Annotated in this window: 13 protein-coding genes and 1 pseudogene; 11 read left to right on the forward strand and 3 right to left on the reverse strand. The window is 47.7% G+C overall.

All coding sequences use genetic code 11. The features are described 5' to 3' along the window. The first annotated feature begins 2 nt into the window (after window positions 1–2). Window positions 3–3,539 (forward strand): phage tail tip fiber protein, encoded by a 3,537-nt coding sequence (locus tag AC4IBF_RS07320; RefSeq protein WP_097577556.1) that lies wholly within the window; start codon window positions 3–5, stop codon window positions 3,537–3,539. A 42-nt stretch (window positions 3,540–3,581) separates the two neighbouring features. After that, the gene (locus AC4IBF_RS07325) at window positions 3,582–3,851 is read left to right on the forward strand and encodes a hypothetical protein (protein ID WP_032986760.1); all 270 of its coding nucleotides are present in this window, start codon (window positions 3,582–3,584) and stop codon (window positions 3,849–3,851) included. A gap of 40 nt (window positions 3,852–3,891) precedes the next feature. Here the strand turns inward: AC4IBF_RS07325 and AC4IBF_RS07330 are convergent, their stop codons facing one another. Continuing rightward, complete coding sequence (locus AC4IBF_RS07330) at window positions 3,892–4,344, reverse strand: glycoside hydrolase family protein (RefSeq protein WP_308726433.1); 453 nt, start codon at window positions 4,342–4,344, stop codon at window positions 3,892–3,894. Window positions 4,345–4,380: 36 nt separating this feature from the next. Here AC4IBF_RS07330 and AC4IBF_RS07335 point away from each other — a divergent pair, with 36 nt between their 5' ends. The 5 genes from AC4IBF_RS07335 (at window position 4,381) to AC4IBF_RS07355 (ending at window position 6,967) form a co-directional block, all read left to right on the forward strand. Then, entirely contained in the window at window positions 4,381–4,836 is a 456-nt protein-coding gene (locus AC4IBF_RS07335; RefSeq protein ID WP_050505966.1) for a hypothetical protein, read from the forward strand. Window position 4,837: 1 nt separating this feature from the next. Next, a complete protein-coding gene (locus AC4IBF_RS07340) occupies window positions 4,838–5,446 on the forward strand; it encodes a hypothetical protein (RefSeq protein WP_032986763.1) in 609 nt (202 codons plus the stop codon). 1 nt (window position 5,447) lies between these two features. Then, window positions 5,448–5,771 (forward strand): hypothetical protein, encoded by a 324-nt coding sequence (locus tag AC4IBF_RS07345; RefSeq protein ID WP_133051899.1) that lies wholly within the window; start codon window positions 5,448–5,450, stop codon window positions 5,769–5,771. 3 nt (window positions 5,772–5,774) lie between these two features. Next, a complete protein-coding gene (locus AC4IBF_RS07350; protein WP_012125113.1) occupies window positions 5,775–6,077 on the forward strand; it encodes a hypothetical protein in 303 nt (100 codons plus the stop codon). Window positions 6,078–6,184: 107 nt separating this feature from the next. Beyond that, window positions 6,185–6,967: a hypothetical protein gene (locus tag AC4IBF_RS07355; RefSeq protein WP_163288215.1), complete on the forward strand. Its 783-nt coding sequence runs from the start codon at window positions 6,185–6,187 to the stop codon at window positions 6,965–6,967. A gap of 33 nt (window positions 6,968–7,000) precedes the next feature. Here the strand turns inward: AC4IBF_RS07355 and yegD are convergent. Continuing rightward, window positions 7,001–7,672, reverse strand: a pseudogene (yegD, locus tag AC4IBF_RS07360) (molecular chaperone); the annotation flags it as partial. A gap of 130 nt (window positions 7,673–7,802) precedes the next feature. On the opposite strand from yegD, the gene alkA reads away from it, so the two are divergent. After that, a complete protein-coding gene (alkA, locus tag AC4IBF_RS07365; protein WP_491463227.1) occupies window positions 7,803–8,669 on the forward strand; it encodes a DNA-3-methyladenine glycosylase 2 in 867 nt (288 codons plus the stop codon). Here alkA and AC4IBF_RS07370 read toward each other — a convergent pair. Continuing rightward, on the reverse strand, window positions 8,640–11,969 hold the full coding sequence (locus tag AC4IBF_RS07370) for a diguanylate cyclase (RefSeq protein WP_127731630.1): 3,330 nt from the start codon (window positions 11,967–11,969) through the stop codon (window positions 8,640–8,642). The genes alkA and AC4IBF_RS07370 overlap by 30 nt on opposite strands. A gap of 343 nt (window positions 11,970–12,312) precedes the next feature. On the opposite strand from AC4IBF_RS07370, the gene udk reads away from it, so the two are divergent. The 3 genes from udk to asmA all read left to right on the forward strand — a co-directional run bounded on the left by udk (window position 12,313) and on the right by asmA (window position 15,500). Continuing rightward, the gene (gene udk / locus AC4IBF_RS07375; protein WP_008500855.1) at window positions 12,313–12,954 is read left to right on the forward strand and encodes a uridine kinase; all 642 of its coding nucleotides are present in this window, start codon (window positions 12,313–12,315) and stop codon (window positions 12,952–12,954) included. Between the two features lie 91 nt (window positions 12,955–13,045). Further along, entirely contained in the window at window positions 13,046–13,627 is a 582-nt protein-coding gene (gene dcd, locus AC4IBF_RS07380; protein WP_111965787.1) for a dCTP deaminase, read from the forward strand. A gap of 22 nt (window positions 13,628–13,649) precedes the next feature. Next, on the forward strand, window positions 13,650–15,500 hold the full coding sequence (gene asmA / locus AC4IBF_RS07385; protein ID WP_288460856.1) for an outer membrane assembly protein AsmA: 1,851 nt from the start codon (window positions 13,650–13,652) through the stop codon (window positions 15,498–15,500). The last annotated feature ends 87 nt before the right edge of the window (window positions 15,501–15,587 follow it).

Genomic DNA, 15,587 nt, shown 5'->3' on the forward strand with positions numbered 1-15,587 from the left:
CTATGGCAGTAGCAGCAGTTGCCGTAGCTATTATCGCAGGGGCATCAGCAGCGGCAGCAGCATACGCAGCAGGTTTAGCTTTAGCAGCAGTAGTAGCTATAGGTATTGGTACAGCAGCACTATCTTACATTAGTTCATCACAGATGATGAATGTAGGCCAGATGGGGGTAACGTATCCGAGTACGGGTAGTAACAATGCCCGATCAACATCACCAAGTACTGGTATACCGATTTCATACGGCGGTTCTAACCGCAACGCAACAGAGGTAGCCTATAACAAGTTAGGCTCTATCGTCGTTTGGCAGAACGTCTATAAAGGTATTTCAAACCAGTTATGTACGGTTCACGCGATCAGTATCGGTGAAATCGGGCAAGTACCAGGGGAACAATCACAAGGCGTAATCAAGCAGATCTATTTTGATAATGCTCCTGTACTCATGGATGGTGCGTACATCACCACAGAAGGGATCGTACCTACCTCAATGATGATTGAGAAGTACCGCAAATACTTACAGATTGAGGTACGTTTTGGTAAGCCGTCCTACGGTGGTTCTATGACGCTTGCCCGTCAATATGGCGGTAGTCAATGGACTGACAACATGCGTGGTGATGGTCTTGTACAGATCTGTACCGTAATCAAGAAAACCAACGATTCATTGATTGATGGGATTCTAACGAACCAGAACTATACATTATCGGTAGAAATGCGTGGACGTATGATCTATGACCTAACTGATAATGTACGTAAACCAAGTTCAAACCCACCAAGCCAACTATATGACTTTATCACTAATACAGAATTTGGTTTTGGGCTTGATCCTAATGATATTGATATTACCAGTTTCCGTAATATGGCAAACTATTGTGCTCAGAATCATTTCTATTCCAATGGTAATATTCAATATGATAAATCCTTTAAGGAAAACATTGAAAATATTCTACAAACATTTGGGGGTGTACTTTATGAATCAAACGGTAAGTACTATCTAACCGTTGATGCTCCTGATATTCCAAGTGTACATTTTGATGAAACAAATATTATTGGCAGTGTGAATATCACAACGGGTTCTAAGTCTGACTATTTTAATACAATGGACAGTACCTATACAAACCCAGGGAATGACTATTCACAAGATATTATCCGTTATCCAAGTGATGCCATTAGTAACGCATCCATTGCTAAAGATGGTTATATTATTAAGAAGGATTTAAACTATCTTTGGGTACAGGATAAAAATCAGCTTGCTATTCTTAGTAACATTGAATTACTAAAATCTAAGTACATTACGAACACGATTACTTTCAATACCTATGTGACAGATATGAAAGTATATGATGTGTTTACAATTGATTTTAAAGAAGCTGGATTTAGTAATAAAAAGTACAGATGTATTCAACGTACTGTACCAATGACCGTAGACAAAGCAGGCATTATCCAGATCACCGCGATTTCATATGATGATGGAATTTATCAAGGAAAAGATCCGGGACAATTCCCACAAGATGGATTGACCAATCTACCTAACCCAACATACGTAGAACCGCCAAGTAACCTACAGGCTCAACGTTTAGGGGCAACGGCATCAGGTAACACCGTTCTATTAACCTGGGATTTATCACAGGATACAACTGTACGTGGTTATAAGATTCGTTATAAACGCAGTGATTCCAGTGTTTGGATCAACGTGGGTAATGTAGGGCAGTACTCTACGAGTTTTGAGATATTAAATCTTCTATATGGTGTACAGTACGATTTTGCTATTGAGGCGTATAACACATTAGGTTATTCATCGGAATTAGTAGCTATCTATAATCAAACACCACAAGTTATATTCGCATTACCGAAGATAACTAACCTTGACATGGTGAATGATGATGTAGGTCTAAACCAGACATATGCTCAAGATTTTATTTTACGTTGGGATGATCAGGCTAACATAGCCGTTAATGGTAAAACCTTTGCTGATTTCTTCAAACACTATGAAATACGTGTGTATGACCGATACAGGAACTACATCACATCGTACTACACCACTACAAGCAACTGGACGTACTCATATTCAATGAATACCAGTGATGGCCTTAGCCGTTACCGTGTGTTTGGGATCATAGCTCATGGTTGGGGTACTGGTATCTATAGTGAAGAAGTTCAGATTGAAGTTAGTAACCCACAACACCCACAGTTGTTAGGTATCAATTTGAAGAGTGGTTATGATTCCGTGTTCATTGACTGGACTGAATCAAACGTACCAGATTATGCGGGGATAGTGCTTCAAATCGCACTTGATGAGGGTTTTAGCTCAGCTACAAAGTACTTTAGCAGTGCTAACCGCTATTCAGCATCGTTTGGTATCGAAGATGGTTCATGGTTCGCACGAGTAGCAGCCTATGACGTGTTCGGACAGGATGAACTTGTATGGTCGCCTACTATCGGTTTTAACCAGAACACGAAGGTTCCATACAGCAAATTAAACGAATCAGTAATTGATAGTCTACTTAACAGTGATAAGGCTACTGGCATTGTTGAGAAACAGATCGTAGATGAACTTGGTTCACGCTGGCAGATACAAGCAACTAACAATGGTAACGTATCAGGAATGGCATTAGCCAATGATGGCAAAACCTCTGTGTTTACCGTAATGGCGGATCGCTTTAGTGTTATCAGTACGGACAGTGCCAAATTATCAGACAGGGTTTATCCTCTTGTTGTTCAAAATGGGAAAGTATTTCTTAACTCAGCAGTAATAGCTGATGCAAGTATCAATACAGCCCAAATTAACAATTTAGCAGTGACTACCGCCAAGATTCAAAACGCAGCAATTGATAATACTAAGATTGCCAATGCCGCAATCCGTAACGCTCACATTATGGATGGTGTAATCGACTCAGCGAAGATCAGCCAGCAGATACAATCAAGTAATTGGGATGGTGTGAATGGTTGGATGATTAACAAGAACGGTACAGCCAACTTTGGTAACGCTACTATTCGCGGTACTATTTTTGCGAACAGCGGGGTACTCAACAACGTTACTATCAATGAAAACTGTAACATTCTTGGTACTCTAAGTGCCTCACGTATCGTAGGTGATATTTGCCGCCCTCAGTCTACAGGTATAGTATCAGTGCCGTTTATCTTTGGTTCACATAGTGTATCAGGTGGTCAGGCCGCTAATGATCCAGTAGCAAACCAACATTATGTAGCGTTGCGTATACGTGGTGAGGATTTTGATCGTATCCTTGATAGTAATATGACTATTACACTTACTTCATTTGAGCGTCAGTACTTCTATATTCGTATGGGTGGTGATGGTATTGGTTTAACAAACTTAGCTTTCGTTGATGCTGGTAATGAAGGACATAACACACCATATACGTTCCCAATCAATGGTATCTTTGTTCCTCGTGTTGGTCGTGGTAACTGGAATTATATCTATGTTATGTGTACTACATCGCGTTCTGGTTTAGCTTCACTTAATGTACCTTCATTATTGAATGCGTTTATATATCGAGCGGGAGATCAACCTTTATATAACGCGTAATAAATACTATTACCACGATTATATAATATAGGGAAATACTAAATGGGTATGGGAACAATTCTTGCTTTAGTTATTAGTGGTTTGGGTGTTATATATACTATCTTCCGTGACAATACAAAGGATACTACTGATTTATTAAGTCGTGTATCCTACCTTGAAACTACCATTGCGGTACAAGATAGTAACATTACACGTCTAAGCGACGAACAAGACAAGATGAAAGAAACCTTGCGAAACCTTGAAATTCAAATTCACGAATTGGATATCAAACTTGAAAGGATTATTACTATTCTTGAACAATCAAAGCAGTAATTAAAAAGGGATAGTACCGTAATTGATACTATCCCTTTTTTTACTTATTAGTTAGTTGTGCGATCATCGCATTAACTCTATTTGGTGTCTGACGATACCATAAACTATCTTTTGCTTGTTTGATTGCTTCCGTGTAGTTGGCATCACGTAGTGCTTGAATCATCTTTTTAAACTTCATCGTTCCAGATAGGCCAAGTTGAAAAATCATGATGATCATGAAGTCTTGCCAATCTTTAGGAATGGTTAGGTTTAGTTTACTTAGCTGGCTTGTTGCTATGGCTATATCTTTATCAAGTAGTCGAAGTGCTTCAATCTCAGTAATACCATTAGTGAAGTTTTCATTTGGTAGTACTTTATGCCCGAATCCTACAGTTAAGAATCCTTCTGTATCTTTATAAGGGTAGTACTTGTCATTGCGAAAGTATCCCATACGTGTTTGATATGCTCGTGAACCCTCATATTCTATTAATCGTGTTTTTAAATCCATCTTCATAAATACCTTTAGTTAATTTTAAAAAGGTATTTACTAATGGCAGGACGCATTAATAAGAATTGGGAAATGTTCGATAAAGACCAATGGGATATTGCAGACGTAACAGACGGCAACTATACATCTTTTGTTTACATCATAGAGTTTCCAGAAACAGGTGAATTCTATTATGGGAAGAAAATGATTTATCAAAAAGTTAAAAGCATAGATAAACTAAAAGTTACTTCTGTAGAATCTAACTGGAAAAACTACACAGGTAGTAGTAAGACAGTGAATGCTATGATTGATGCTGGCATGGATTATACAAAGAAGATTTTGTATTGTGTTAAATCAGACGCAGAAGCAAGCATTATTGAAACGGCGTTGATCTCATACTTTGGTTTACATCCAGACAATCTAAACAAGGCAATTCTATGTAAAGCACGTTTACCAAAGAACAGACGTGATTTATTCAATGTATTACAAGATTTAGTAGCGATGTTAGGGAATAGGTAATATGGCATGGAAGGGTGGCAATAGTCCTAATGATATGAAGCGATTCATAAACAAGAATAGCCCAAAGATAGGACAAGAATTTAAAAAAGAATTAAGTAGCCGTATGCGTATAGTTACACAGCACATTCAAAGAAAACTTGATAATGATGTAGCGGGTGGTGGTGTCGCGTTTACTGGAAAAAGTATGTACTTTAACTTTAGAAAGATAAGTGAGTTCAAGTCAGTTAACCAGATCATCCTACTACCTAATCAAGCATCATATCTAAAGTACGTTCTTGATCCGGCATATAAGAATGTTAATGAAGGGAAGATCATACCGTATCAGAATGCTAAGTTAACTAAGCAAGGTAACATTACACAACTACGTTCGAGAACCAAGAGTGATAAATACAAAAAGGTGAAGAGTAGGAACGGTAACACGTACTTAATCGACACTACCAAGAAATCCTCTAAACGTAATCCTAAATTGGCACGTGAACAAAGGGTGATTGGTTATTATGGTTCCGTTGGTAGAAAACCATTGTTTGATTTCTATGATGAAACCGAGAAGCAAGTAATAGAACAATTAAGAACATTACGCGGTACGTTTGATTACCGTTGGAGGAAGTAAGATGGATAACTTAGAAAATTTCCCATGTTATGATCATTCTGTACTAACAGATTTTTCTTTTCAGACAATACAACCTGTAAGTGTTACCTTACCATATGATAAAGCACTATCTGGTAGTAAGCTCATAAAAAAGAAAGTAGATAAAACAAAAGGCGATTTAGTCGTATATAGTTTTCATTATCATACAACACCTAAAGTAAATGAAGATGATGTATTGATGATTGAACTACTAAAAGAACAAGTAGAAGTAAAGGTACTATTATCTTACAACCACATTTTTAAAGGTCATCGCGTAGTTTCTTGTGTTTGCCAAATACAAGGATAACATATGTTAAGTATTATCATTGACCTTATCAAATCAGGGATTAGCCTTTTTACTAAGAATAAAACCGAAGTTGCTAAGTCAAAAGACGAACTTGAAACAGAAAAAACGAATGAAGCACAGGAAACAAACCGTGAAGAGATCAAAGCTGGTAGAGGCTGGAGATCATTCTTGGGTTATGCGTGTACTTTCATTCTTGTTTATAACTATATCTTAGTACCTATCTTAGATTACTTTGGTATTGTTTTATTCTCTTTCCCACTATCTGACATTATCAGAATCATCGTTTTGTTACTTAGTGGTAACTAATAAGAAAGCCCCTTATGGGGCTTTTTTGTTTTTGATGATTTATTTCTTGATAAGCAATGGATGAAGCTGTTAATCTTTTGAGAACGATACTAATAATGGTTGCTAATATGAAATATACAACAACATTTACTTTGATTATTAAGTTTCTTAGTAAAAATTTAAAGCCCATTTTATCATTCTTCTTTGGTGTCATTTTAGTACTTTGTTTTGTTAAAACTGATAAGTTATCTGATTCAATAAGTGCTTTAGCAAATGTTGTTATGGCATTTGCGGCTATTATGGGTTTAGTTTTTGCTAAAAGGTGGAAGCGTGATGCTACTAAAGATAAAGTTATTGATAGATGCGTAAAAATCCTTTCCGTACATCTATTAGATATCAGAAAGGATTTTGTACCAGCTTTACATGTTAGCGTCTTTAATGTTTGGTTTTCTTCATTCGTAGAAAAAGAAGTTACTACCTATAAAGATGTGCGTTCTATGAAAAAAATGGCTTCAAACTATGTTGGTTTGATTAAAAAAGAAAGTGAAATATATACTGAGTTTGTATCTGAACTTGAGTACTTAAAACTACTTTCATGGGATGTTAAGAAAGAACATAGTGAAGAAATAGATAAAATTAGAACGCACATGAAAAACATAGTAACCAAGGATCAAGAGCTATTAACACTAATCAATATAGTCTTTGGTATGTGGAATCTTAACGTTTATGAAAATGATGAAAGTAAAGCTCACACTGAACTTACATTCAATATTTCAAAAGATCCAAGGGTAGAAATGGCACTTAAGCTCATACCCGAAATCACCAGAGAAAGGGAAAATTTACAAACACTCATTGAAGGGATGCTAAGCAAGCAACTGAATGTTTTTTCTTTCATCGAACAATCTGAATAGTATTTTTTAGTGGCGGTAAACGTTGATCGATTGCGAGCAGTCCGTCGTGCCCCCGCCGATATCCACGACTAATACGCGCTTCTCTTCCGTCAGCGTGGCTTCAAAGTCCAGCCCCGCGGCAACCGGTTCATACTGGAATACCACATCGCGGAAGCCTGCGCGGTGCGCCGCGCGTTCAAGGATCCCCTGCGCCTGCTGGTTGGCCTCGTCGCCGCCCAGCCCCTGGAAGTTGATCGGGCGGCCAATCACCGCCTGGGTAATCGCATCGGTGACCTGCGTCTGCGCCTGATTGCGAATATGCAGCATCATCGCGCACACCAGGTCTTCAAACAGCGCGACCTGCTGCGGCTTCAGGCCGCTGGCGCCGAGGAAGGATTTTGGCGACTTAACGAAATAGACTTCTTCGGGGTCTTCAATGTAGTGCCCGAGCGAAGAGAGGCCGAACTGCACGCTGGACGGCGAAACGTCGATGTCTTCCTCGCGATTAAAGCTGACCGCCCGGCGCAGCAGCGCCTGGGTCTCCGCCGCCGTGGCCGGAACCTGGTGGTGGCGGAACAGCCATTCGCTCACCGCTTCACGCGTCGGTGCGCAGAGCATAGACGGCAGCAGCGTGCTCTCTTTTTCCATTTTCAGGAGCCGTGGCTGCCCGTTTTGCATAATCGCAACCGAGCAGTTTGCCGTACCGTAGTCAAATCCAATAAACACGATGAATCCCCATGCCGGTGAGAAGGGGCGAGACTTTAACGAAATGTCCGCATGGCGACAACAGGAATATGAAAGCAAGGCGAAACAGGACCTTTCCGTTTATGCTGTGAAGAACCCAAAAGGAGAGACGATGTACACCCTGAACTGGCTTCCCCCTTACGACTGGCAGTGGATGTTTGGCTTTCTTGGCGCGCGTGCGGTGACGGGCATTGAAACCGTCACAAACGACTACTACGAGCGCAGTTTTGCCTGCGAAGGGCATCAGGGAATATTTCGCGTGACGCCGGATATCGCTGCCCATACGCTGACCGTTACGCTCAGTCCGGGGTTGATTCCGGTTGCGCAGGCATGCCTCGAGCGCATAGAACGCCTGTTCGATCTCTCCTGCAACCCGCAGCACATAGCGGATACGCTGGGCGATCTCGGAGCTGCAAGGCCGGGCTTACGTTTGCCGGGATCGATGGATGCGTACGAGCAGGGCGTCCGGGCGATCCTCGGGCAGCTCGTGAGCGTGGCGATGGCGGCGAAGCTGGCGTCGCGCGTGGTGGCGTTATGCGGCGAACCGGTGGCGGATTGCCCGGGGTATCTCTGCTTCCCCACGCCGCAGGCGCTGGCGGCAGCGGACCCGCTGGCGCTGAAAGCGTTGGGCATGCCCGTAAAACGCGCGGAGTCGCTGATTCATCTGGCGCAGTCGGTTATCGACGGAACGTTTCCGCTTTTCCCGCCCGTGAATATAGAAGAGGGGATGAAGGCGCTACAGCAGCGGCCGGGGATGGGGCGCTGGACGGCAAATTATCTGGCCCTGCGCGGCTGGCAGGCGAAAGATGTGTTTCTGCCGGATGATTACCTGATTAAGCAACGCTTCGCAGGAATGACGCCCGCGCAAATTCGTCGTTATGCCGAACGCTGGAAACCGTGGCGCTCCTACGCGCTGCTGCACATCTGGTATACAGACGGCTGGGCACCGTCAGTTGATGGCGAAATAGCTGGTGTTTAGCAGAAGATCTAATGGCTGCGGCTCGGCGATAGTGTCGCCATAGATAAAATCAATGCCGATGCCCGAGAGCGTATCCATCATGATGGGCTGATTACACGGCCCTGCTATGGTCTTCATTCCCAGACGCTGGGCGTGGCCCTGAACAATGGTCACCATCATCTCATCCATCAGATTGCCATAGACGTTGCTGACCACCTCTGCGTCCAGCATCAGATAGTCGGCCATGTTCGGGCTCAGGTGCGTGAAGACGTTCATGTCGCGTCCTATCTGACTGAAGATCACACGGCAGCCCGCCTGGCGAAGCTTTTGCAGACCCCGTTGCAGGTTTTTATCCGGGCTGCACACCACGTCGGCAGAGATAACCAGATGCAGGAGACGGCCCGGCATGGGGCTTTTATCCAGCAGCTCGAGAAGTTCATCGACCAGCGTTACGCTGGCTAAACCGGCCTCGGAAAGCGGCAGTGCCACGCCCATGCCTTTACTGGCCACCTGCGCGGCGAAGGCACGGAAAAATTCACTAAAGATACGTCTGTCGAGGGCGTGCAAAAGCTCAGGCTCCGCCAGGCCCGAGCGGAAGGCATGCTCCTCCTGTACTTCACCCTGGCTGGTCCACAGGCGTAACGAAAGCAGCCAGAAATTACTGCTTTCCGGGATGCGCGGGGAGGCGACGCTGCGGGCGATCATCATCAGGTGATTGTCTTTAATCATGTGCCACTGTTCATCAAGCGACATCATGCTGCGCGTGTTGTGATCCCGCTCCTGCTGGGGTTCGTAAACCGTCACAGTACCGCGCCCGTTGTTTTTTGAGGCGTAACAGGCAATATCCGCCTGCGACATTACCTCCGACGCCTGATGGTTATTTTCATCAATCAGCGTGATACCTGCGCTGGCGCCGATCCGGTGCAGGCGGCCTTCCCACATAAAGTGATAGTCGTTGATGGCATGAATCAGGCGACCGGCAATATAGCGCGCGCTTTCAATATTGCAGTCCGGTAACAGTAACCCAAACTCATCCCCGCCCAGACGCGCCAGCACGTCGCTGGAGCGGAGCATGGTCAGCATCAGAGAAGAGAGTTCCCGCAGCAGGGCATCGCCCGCCGCATGGCCCGCCGTATCGTTGACGGCTTTAAAGCGATCGAGATCGATAAAGACAAGGGCATGGCGCTGTCGCGTTTCGCGAACGGTCTGCAGGAGTCGTTTGAGATGATTTTCGAAGCTGACCCGGTTTGCCAGATGGGTCAGGGCATCGTGGGAGGCGCTGTAGCTCAGCTGGCGCAGCATTTTGCGCGACTCTGTCACGTCCTGAATCACGATAACCGAGCCAATATTCTGTCCATCCAGCGTGCTGAGCGGCGTAATGCTGTAATGAATATCAAAATTACCACCGGTACGGCAGTTCAGCACCACGTCCTGATCGATATCAGAACGGGACATATCGCCGCTGTGAATATTCTCCATCAGCGGCCCTTTTTCACCAAAGGTGATATGCAACACCTTCAGGATCGGCTGGCCGATAGCTTCGGTCTGCAGCCAGCCGCTCATTTTCTCAGCGACCGGGTTCATAAAGGTGACGTTCATGTTGATATCGGTGCACAGCACCGCTTCACCGATAGAGTCGAGCGTGATGTGTAGCCGCTCTTTTTCCTGGAAAAGCGCCTCGTTAAGCTGCTTAACCTCGGTCATGTCCATGTTGATACCGAGCAGCCGTTCGACTTCGCCCTGCTTATTGAGCACCCGGTTCGCCAGGGAGCGAATATGGCGCACGCCTTCCTTCACGCGGATGCGGAATTCCAGCTTAAACGGCAGACGGGATATCAGCGAGTCCCGCAGCACCTTCTCAGCGTGGGCACGATCTTCCGGCAGCATCGTATCGTGCCAGAGCTGCCAGGTAGGCTTGATATGCGGCGGGATTTCATACAGCTCAAACATCCGCTTGTCCCAGCTGATGATGTCTGGCTCGAGATCCCACTCCCAGATGCCGATGCCGCCCGCTTCGTTAGCAAGCGTAATGCGCTCCATCAGGCGTTTATTGACCCACTCGGTCTGCTTCAGGTCGTTAATATCTTCAATCTGGGCGATAAAATAGAGCGGCGAGCCGTCGGCATGGCGCACGACGGAGACGGCAAGCAGCGCCCAGACCACTTCCCCGTCGCGGGTGTAGTAGCGCTTCTCGAGGGTGTAAGTGTTGATGTCGCCGTTGACCAGCTGTTCGAGCTGCTCCAGGTCGGTATTCAGATCTTCCGGCCAGGTGAGCTGCTGGAAGGTCAGCGACTGGAGCTCCGTCTGGCTGTAACCGAGGAAATTGCACAGCGCCTTGTTAGCCTGTAGCCATTTACCTTCGATGCTGACCAGCGCCATACCGATGGCGGAATACTCCATCGCATTGCGGAAACGCTCCTCGCTTTCGGTAATGTGCTTGCGCTCGGCGCGGAAGGCGTACATCACCATGGTCATCACGTTGGCAGGCAGGAGCAGCATCAGGAACGGCAGCCAGGGGGCGTTCAACATCGGCCCGACGTGTTGGGTTGTCAGCGCCACCGGGTTCCGGGCAATCATCAGCGACACAACCATCACGGTGACAAGAAACACCATGAATGCTTCCATTCGCGGCAAGCGCACTGCGCTCCACATAAGCAAAACGATAACGCAGGTGAAAGGCCACGGCAGCCAGGTAATGGCTGCCCAACTGAGGGCCAGCGTCACGGCCAGGGTGGTCAGGGTTTCCAGCAGCAATCGCGGGTCACGGTGGCGCAGCAGATAATGCGGTTTAAACAACAGTCCCAGTGGTACCACCGCCAGCGCGCCAATGGCTTCAGACAACACCCAGACGAAGAAATTACGCGCTGGTTCAGGGCCGGGCGCCAGCAGAGACACCAGGACGCCGCCCACCAGGGGCGGTATCACGGCGCTGCCGATGGCCACCCGGATCCAGTCATTCAGATTCTGCAGCGGGTTGTACCACGGCAGCAATTTGCGCAGCAATAACGCACCGGTAAAGGCTTCAACCACGTTAATTGAGGTGTAGGTGAGGTTTATCGATCCCCACGAAAACAGCATCCATGTGGCCAGAATATTGCCGAACGAACAGGCCAGGGCGATTCCCGGCCACATTTTTCCTGCATGGCGATAAAACGCCACCATCATAATGGCGGTGGGGAACCAGAGCGGGGCCAGCAGGGTGCCGAACCGGGTGAGCTCCAGCGAAAATAAGGTAAAGATAAAGGTGACCAGGCCCAGACAGACAAGTCGTATTAAAGGATGTGGGGTGGTAACCAAAACCCGCTGGTATTGTTTATTCATTACCGCTTTATCCAGAGACGCCATGCCGTCAGGGAAGATGTCCGAACGCGTGAATTTGATAATTTGGTTTATGCTAGTACAAACAATTTACAATTCATATGGTGACCGCTCAGAATTTGACACCACAGACTTATTAAATAGAAGCTCCGTGAAAAAAAACGGTTAAACGCTGAAAAAACGCTCATTTAAATTTCACTCAGGGAATAATACGTCACTTTTAAGCCAGTCTCGCAGAACCTGTGCATTCGACTGGTATCACGCCCGCGAAATCCCTATAATTGCCGCGTTTGACGCTCCGGCGTCGTCCTTCCTTAACATCCAGGTTAATCAGGTCGCTAAATTTATGACTGATAAGTCTCATCAGTGCGTCATTATAGGCATCGCCGGCGCATCGGCTTCAGGTAAAAGTCTAATTGCCAGTACGCTTTATCGCGAACTGCGTGAACAAGTAGGTGATGAGCATATCGGCGTCATTCCCGAAGACAGCTATTACAAAGATCAATCCCATCTGTCGATGGAAGAGCGCGTTAAAACGAACTATGACCACCCAAATGCAATGGATCACAGCTTGCTGTTCCAGCATTTAGAAGCGCTCAAGAGCGGCCAGGCGATTGAACTGCCCGTTTACAGTTACGTAGAACACACCCGCACCCAGGAAACCATCCGCATCGAGCCGAAAAAGGTCATTATCCTCGAAGGCATCCTGCTTCTGACCGACGCCCGCCTGCGTGAATCCATGAACTTCTCGATTTTCGTTGATACTCCGCTGGATATCTGCCTGATGCGCCGCATCAAGCGTGACGTGAATGAGCGCGGCCGTTCGATGGACTCCGTCATGGCGCAATACCAGAAAACGGTTCGCCCGATGTTCCTGCAGTTTATTGAGCCATCCAAACAATACGCCGATATCATTGTGCCGCGCGGGGGTAAAAACCGCATTGCTATAGATATCTTAAAAGCGAAAATCAGCCAGTTTTTTGAATAAGCCGCGTGAATTGTGTACCGTTCAGAGATAACCTGGTTTTACCCTGAGCGCTTATCGTCTCAGGGTACGATGCATGAAAGGAGAAAGTGCCATGCGTCTTTGTGATCGCGATATAGAAGCCTGGCTGGATGAAGGCCGTTTGTCTATTACCCCACGTCCACCCATTGAGCGTATCAATGGTGTGACCGTTGATGTACGGTTGGGGAATAAATTCCGCACCTTTAGCGGCCATACCGCACCGTTCATTGACCTCAGCGGGCCGAAGGACGAAGTCAGCGCTGCGCTCGATCGTGTGATGAGTGACGAAATCGTTATCGACGAGGGCGAAGCTTTCTATCTGCATCCGGGTGAACTGGCCCTGGCGGTGACGTTTGAATCTGTAACCCTGCCTGCGGACCTGGTCGGCTGGCTTGATGGCCGTTCTTCGCTGGCGAGATTGGGGCTGATGGTTCACGTGACCGCGCACCGTATCGATCCAGGCTGGTCGGGGCGTATTGTGCTGGAATTCTTCAATGCCGGTAAATTGCCGCTGGCGCTGCGGCCGGGAATGATGATCGGCGCGTTAAGTTTTGAACCGCTGTCAGGCCCGGCAGATCGTCCTTATAACCGTCGCCAGGACGCAAAATATCGCGACCAGCAGGGCGCGGTTGCCAGCCGCATTGATAAAGACTGATCGTTAGCCCATTGAGGATGCCATGAGAAGAGTTCTGACAACGCTGATGATTTTGCTGGTGGTGCTGGTGGCTGGCCTTTCGGCGTTGGTTCTGCTGGTTAACCCCAACGATTTCCGCGCTTACATGGTGCGGCAGGTCGAGGCACGCAGTGGTTATCAACTGAATCTTGACGGGCCGCTGCGCTGGCACGTCTGGCCGCAGCTCAGCATTCTCTCTGGCCGCATGTCGCTCACCGCGCCGGGAGCGTCCCAGCCGCTGGTGTCCGCAGACAACATGCGCCTTGATGTGGCGCTGATCCCGCTCATTTCCCATCAGCTGCAGGTTAAGCAGGTGATGCTGAAAGGCGCGGTGATTCAGCTCACCCCACAAACCGAAGCCGTGCGTGATGCAAATGCGCCGGTCGCGCCGCGCGAGAATACCCTGCCTGATGAGCCGTCCGATACTGGCTGGTCCTTTGATATCGGCAAGCTGAAAGTTGCCGATAGCGTGTTGGTTTTCCAGCATGAACACCAGGAGCAGGTGACCGTTCGCGACATTAACCTACAGATGGAACAGGATGCTCACCACTTTGCGACGGTAGAGTTTAGCGGGCGCGTGAATCGCGATCAGCGTGATTTGACCCTGTCGCTGAATGCGAATGTGAATGCGTCAGACTACCCGCATCAGCTCACGGCTGATATCCAGCAGCTTAACTGGCAGCTGACGGGGGCCGATCTTCCCGCCCAGGGTATCGCCGGGCAGGGAACGCTGCAGGCCGTATGGCGCGAAGAACAAAAACAGCTGGAGCTGGATAATCTCAACCTGCAGGCTAATGACAGTAGCCTGAAGGGGCAGGCGAGCGTCACGCTCGAAGAGAAGCCGAAGTGGGTGCTGAATCTGCAGTTTGACAGGCTCAACCTTGAAAACCTGTTGCCGCCTCTGCCAGCCAGCGCCACGGACAGCGATGCCACGCAGACGGGGCAAAGCCAGGCACCGGTATCACGTCCGGTTATCTCGTCTAATCTCGATCAACCTGACTATAACGCCCTGCGTGGATTCACAGCGGATATTCTGCTGAAAGCCAATAGCCTGCGCTGGCGAGGCATGGACTTTACCGACGTGAGCAGCCAGATGTTTAACCATAACGGTTTGCTGGTGATCTCCGAACTGAGCGGTAAGATGGGCGCAGGGAACCTCTCGCTGCCCGGTACGCTGGATGTCCGTAAAGACGTTGCCAGCGCCGAATTCCAGCCGCGTCTCGACAATGTTGAGATAGGCACCATCCTGAAGGCTTTTAACTACCCGATATCCCTGACGGGGCAGTTGACGCTCGCGGGTGACTTCTCAGGTTCGCAAATTGATGCCGATGCTTTCCGCCGCGAGTGGCAGGGGCAGGCGCATCTCGATCTGAAAAATTCCCGTATGGAAGGGCTTAACTTCCAGCAGCTGGTGCAGCAGGCGGTTGAGCGCAGCAGCGATGTAAAAGCCCAGGATAACTACGACAGCGCCACCCGCCTCGAGAGCTTCACCGCGGACCTGACTCTGGACAACGGCCAGCTTACTCTCGACGGAATGCAGGGCGCCTCTTCACTCTTATCAGTGACCGGTGAAGGCAAGCTGGATCTGGTGAAAGAGACGGCGGATACGCGCTTTAACGTTCGGGTACTTTCCGGCTGGCAGGGTGAAGGCAAGCTCATCGACTTCCTGAAAGAGACGCCGGTCCCGCTGACCGTATACGGCAAATGGCAGGCACTGAATTACAGCCTGCAGGTGGATCAGATCCTGCGCAAGCATCTGCAGGATGAAGCGAAACGTCGGCTTAGCGGCTGGGCGGATCGTAATAAAGATTCACAGGACGGCAAGGATGTGAAGAAGCTGCTGGATAAGCTGTGATGTCCGTTGCGCCGGGTGGCGGCTTCGCCTTACCCGGCCTACAAAAACCGAACATCGTAGGCCGGGTAAGCGAAGCGCCACCCGGCT

The sequence above is a fragment of the Enterobacter sp. Taxon_8 genome (assembly GCF_058354585.1).

Bases quoted from the DNA above. Each gene is read 5' to 3' on its own strand.
- AC4IBF_RS07320 (WP_097577556.1), top strand. From the start codon at position 3: ATGGCAGTAGCAGCAGTTGCCGTAGCTATTATCGCAGGGGCATCAGCA.
- AC4IBF_RS07325 (WP_032986760.1), top strand. From the start codon at position 3,582: ATGGGTATGGGAACAATTCTTGCTTTAGTTATTAGTGGTTTGGGTGTT.
- AC4IBF_RS07330 (WP_308726433.1), bottom strand. From the start codon at position 4,344: ATGAAGATGGATTTAAAAACACGATTAATAGAATATGAGGGTTCACGA.
- AC4IBF_RS07335 (WP_050505966.1), top strand. From the start codon at position 4,381: ATGGCAGGACGCATTAATAAGAATTGGGAAATGTTCGATAAAGACCAA.
- AC4IBF_RS07340 (WP_032986763.1), top strand. From the start codon at position 4,838: ATGGCATGGAAGGGTGGCAATAGTCCTAATGATATGAAGCGATTCATA.
- AC4IBF_RS07345 (WP_133051899.1), top strand. From the start codon at position 5,448: ATGGATAACTTAGAAAATTTCCCATGTTATGATCATTCTGTACTAACA.
- AC4IBF_RS07350 (WP_012125113.1), top strand. From the start codon at position 5,775: ATGTTAAGTATTATCATTGACCTTATCAAATCAGGGATTAGCCTTTTT.
- AC4IBF_RS07355 (WP_163288215.1), top strand. From the start codon at position 6,185: ATGAAATATACAACAACATTTACTTTGATTATTAAGTTTCTTAGTAAA.
- alkA (WP_491463227.1), top strand. From the start codon at position 7,803: ATGTACACCCTGAACTGGCTTCCCCCTTACGACTGGCAGTGGATGTTT.
- AC4IBF_RS07370 (WP_127731630.1), bottom strand. From the start codon at position 11,969: ATGAATAAACAATACCAGCGGGTTTTGGTTACCACCCCACATCCTTTA.
- udk (WP_008500855.1), top strand. From the start codon at position 12,313: ATGACTGATAAGTCTCATCAGTGCGTCATTATAGGCATCGCCGGCGCA.
- dcd (WP_111965787.1), top strand. From the start codon at position 13,046: ATGCGTCTTTGTGATCGCGATATAGAAGCCTGGCTGGATGAAGGCCGT.
- asmA (WP_288460856.1), top strand. From the start codon at position 13,650: ATGAGAAGAGTTCTGACAACGCTGATGATTTTGCTGGTGGTGCTGGTG.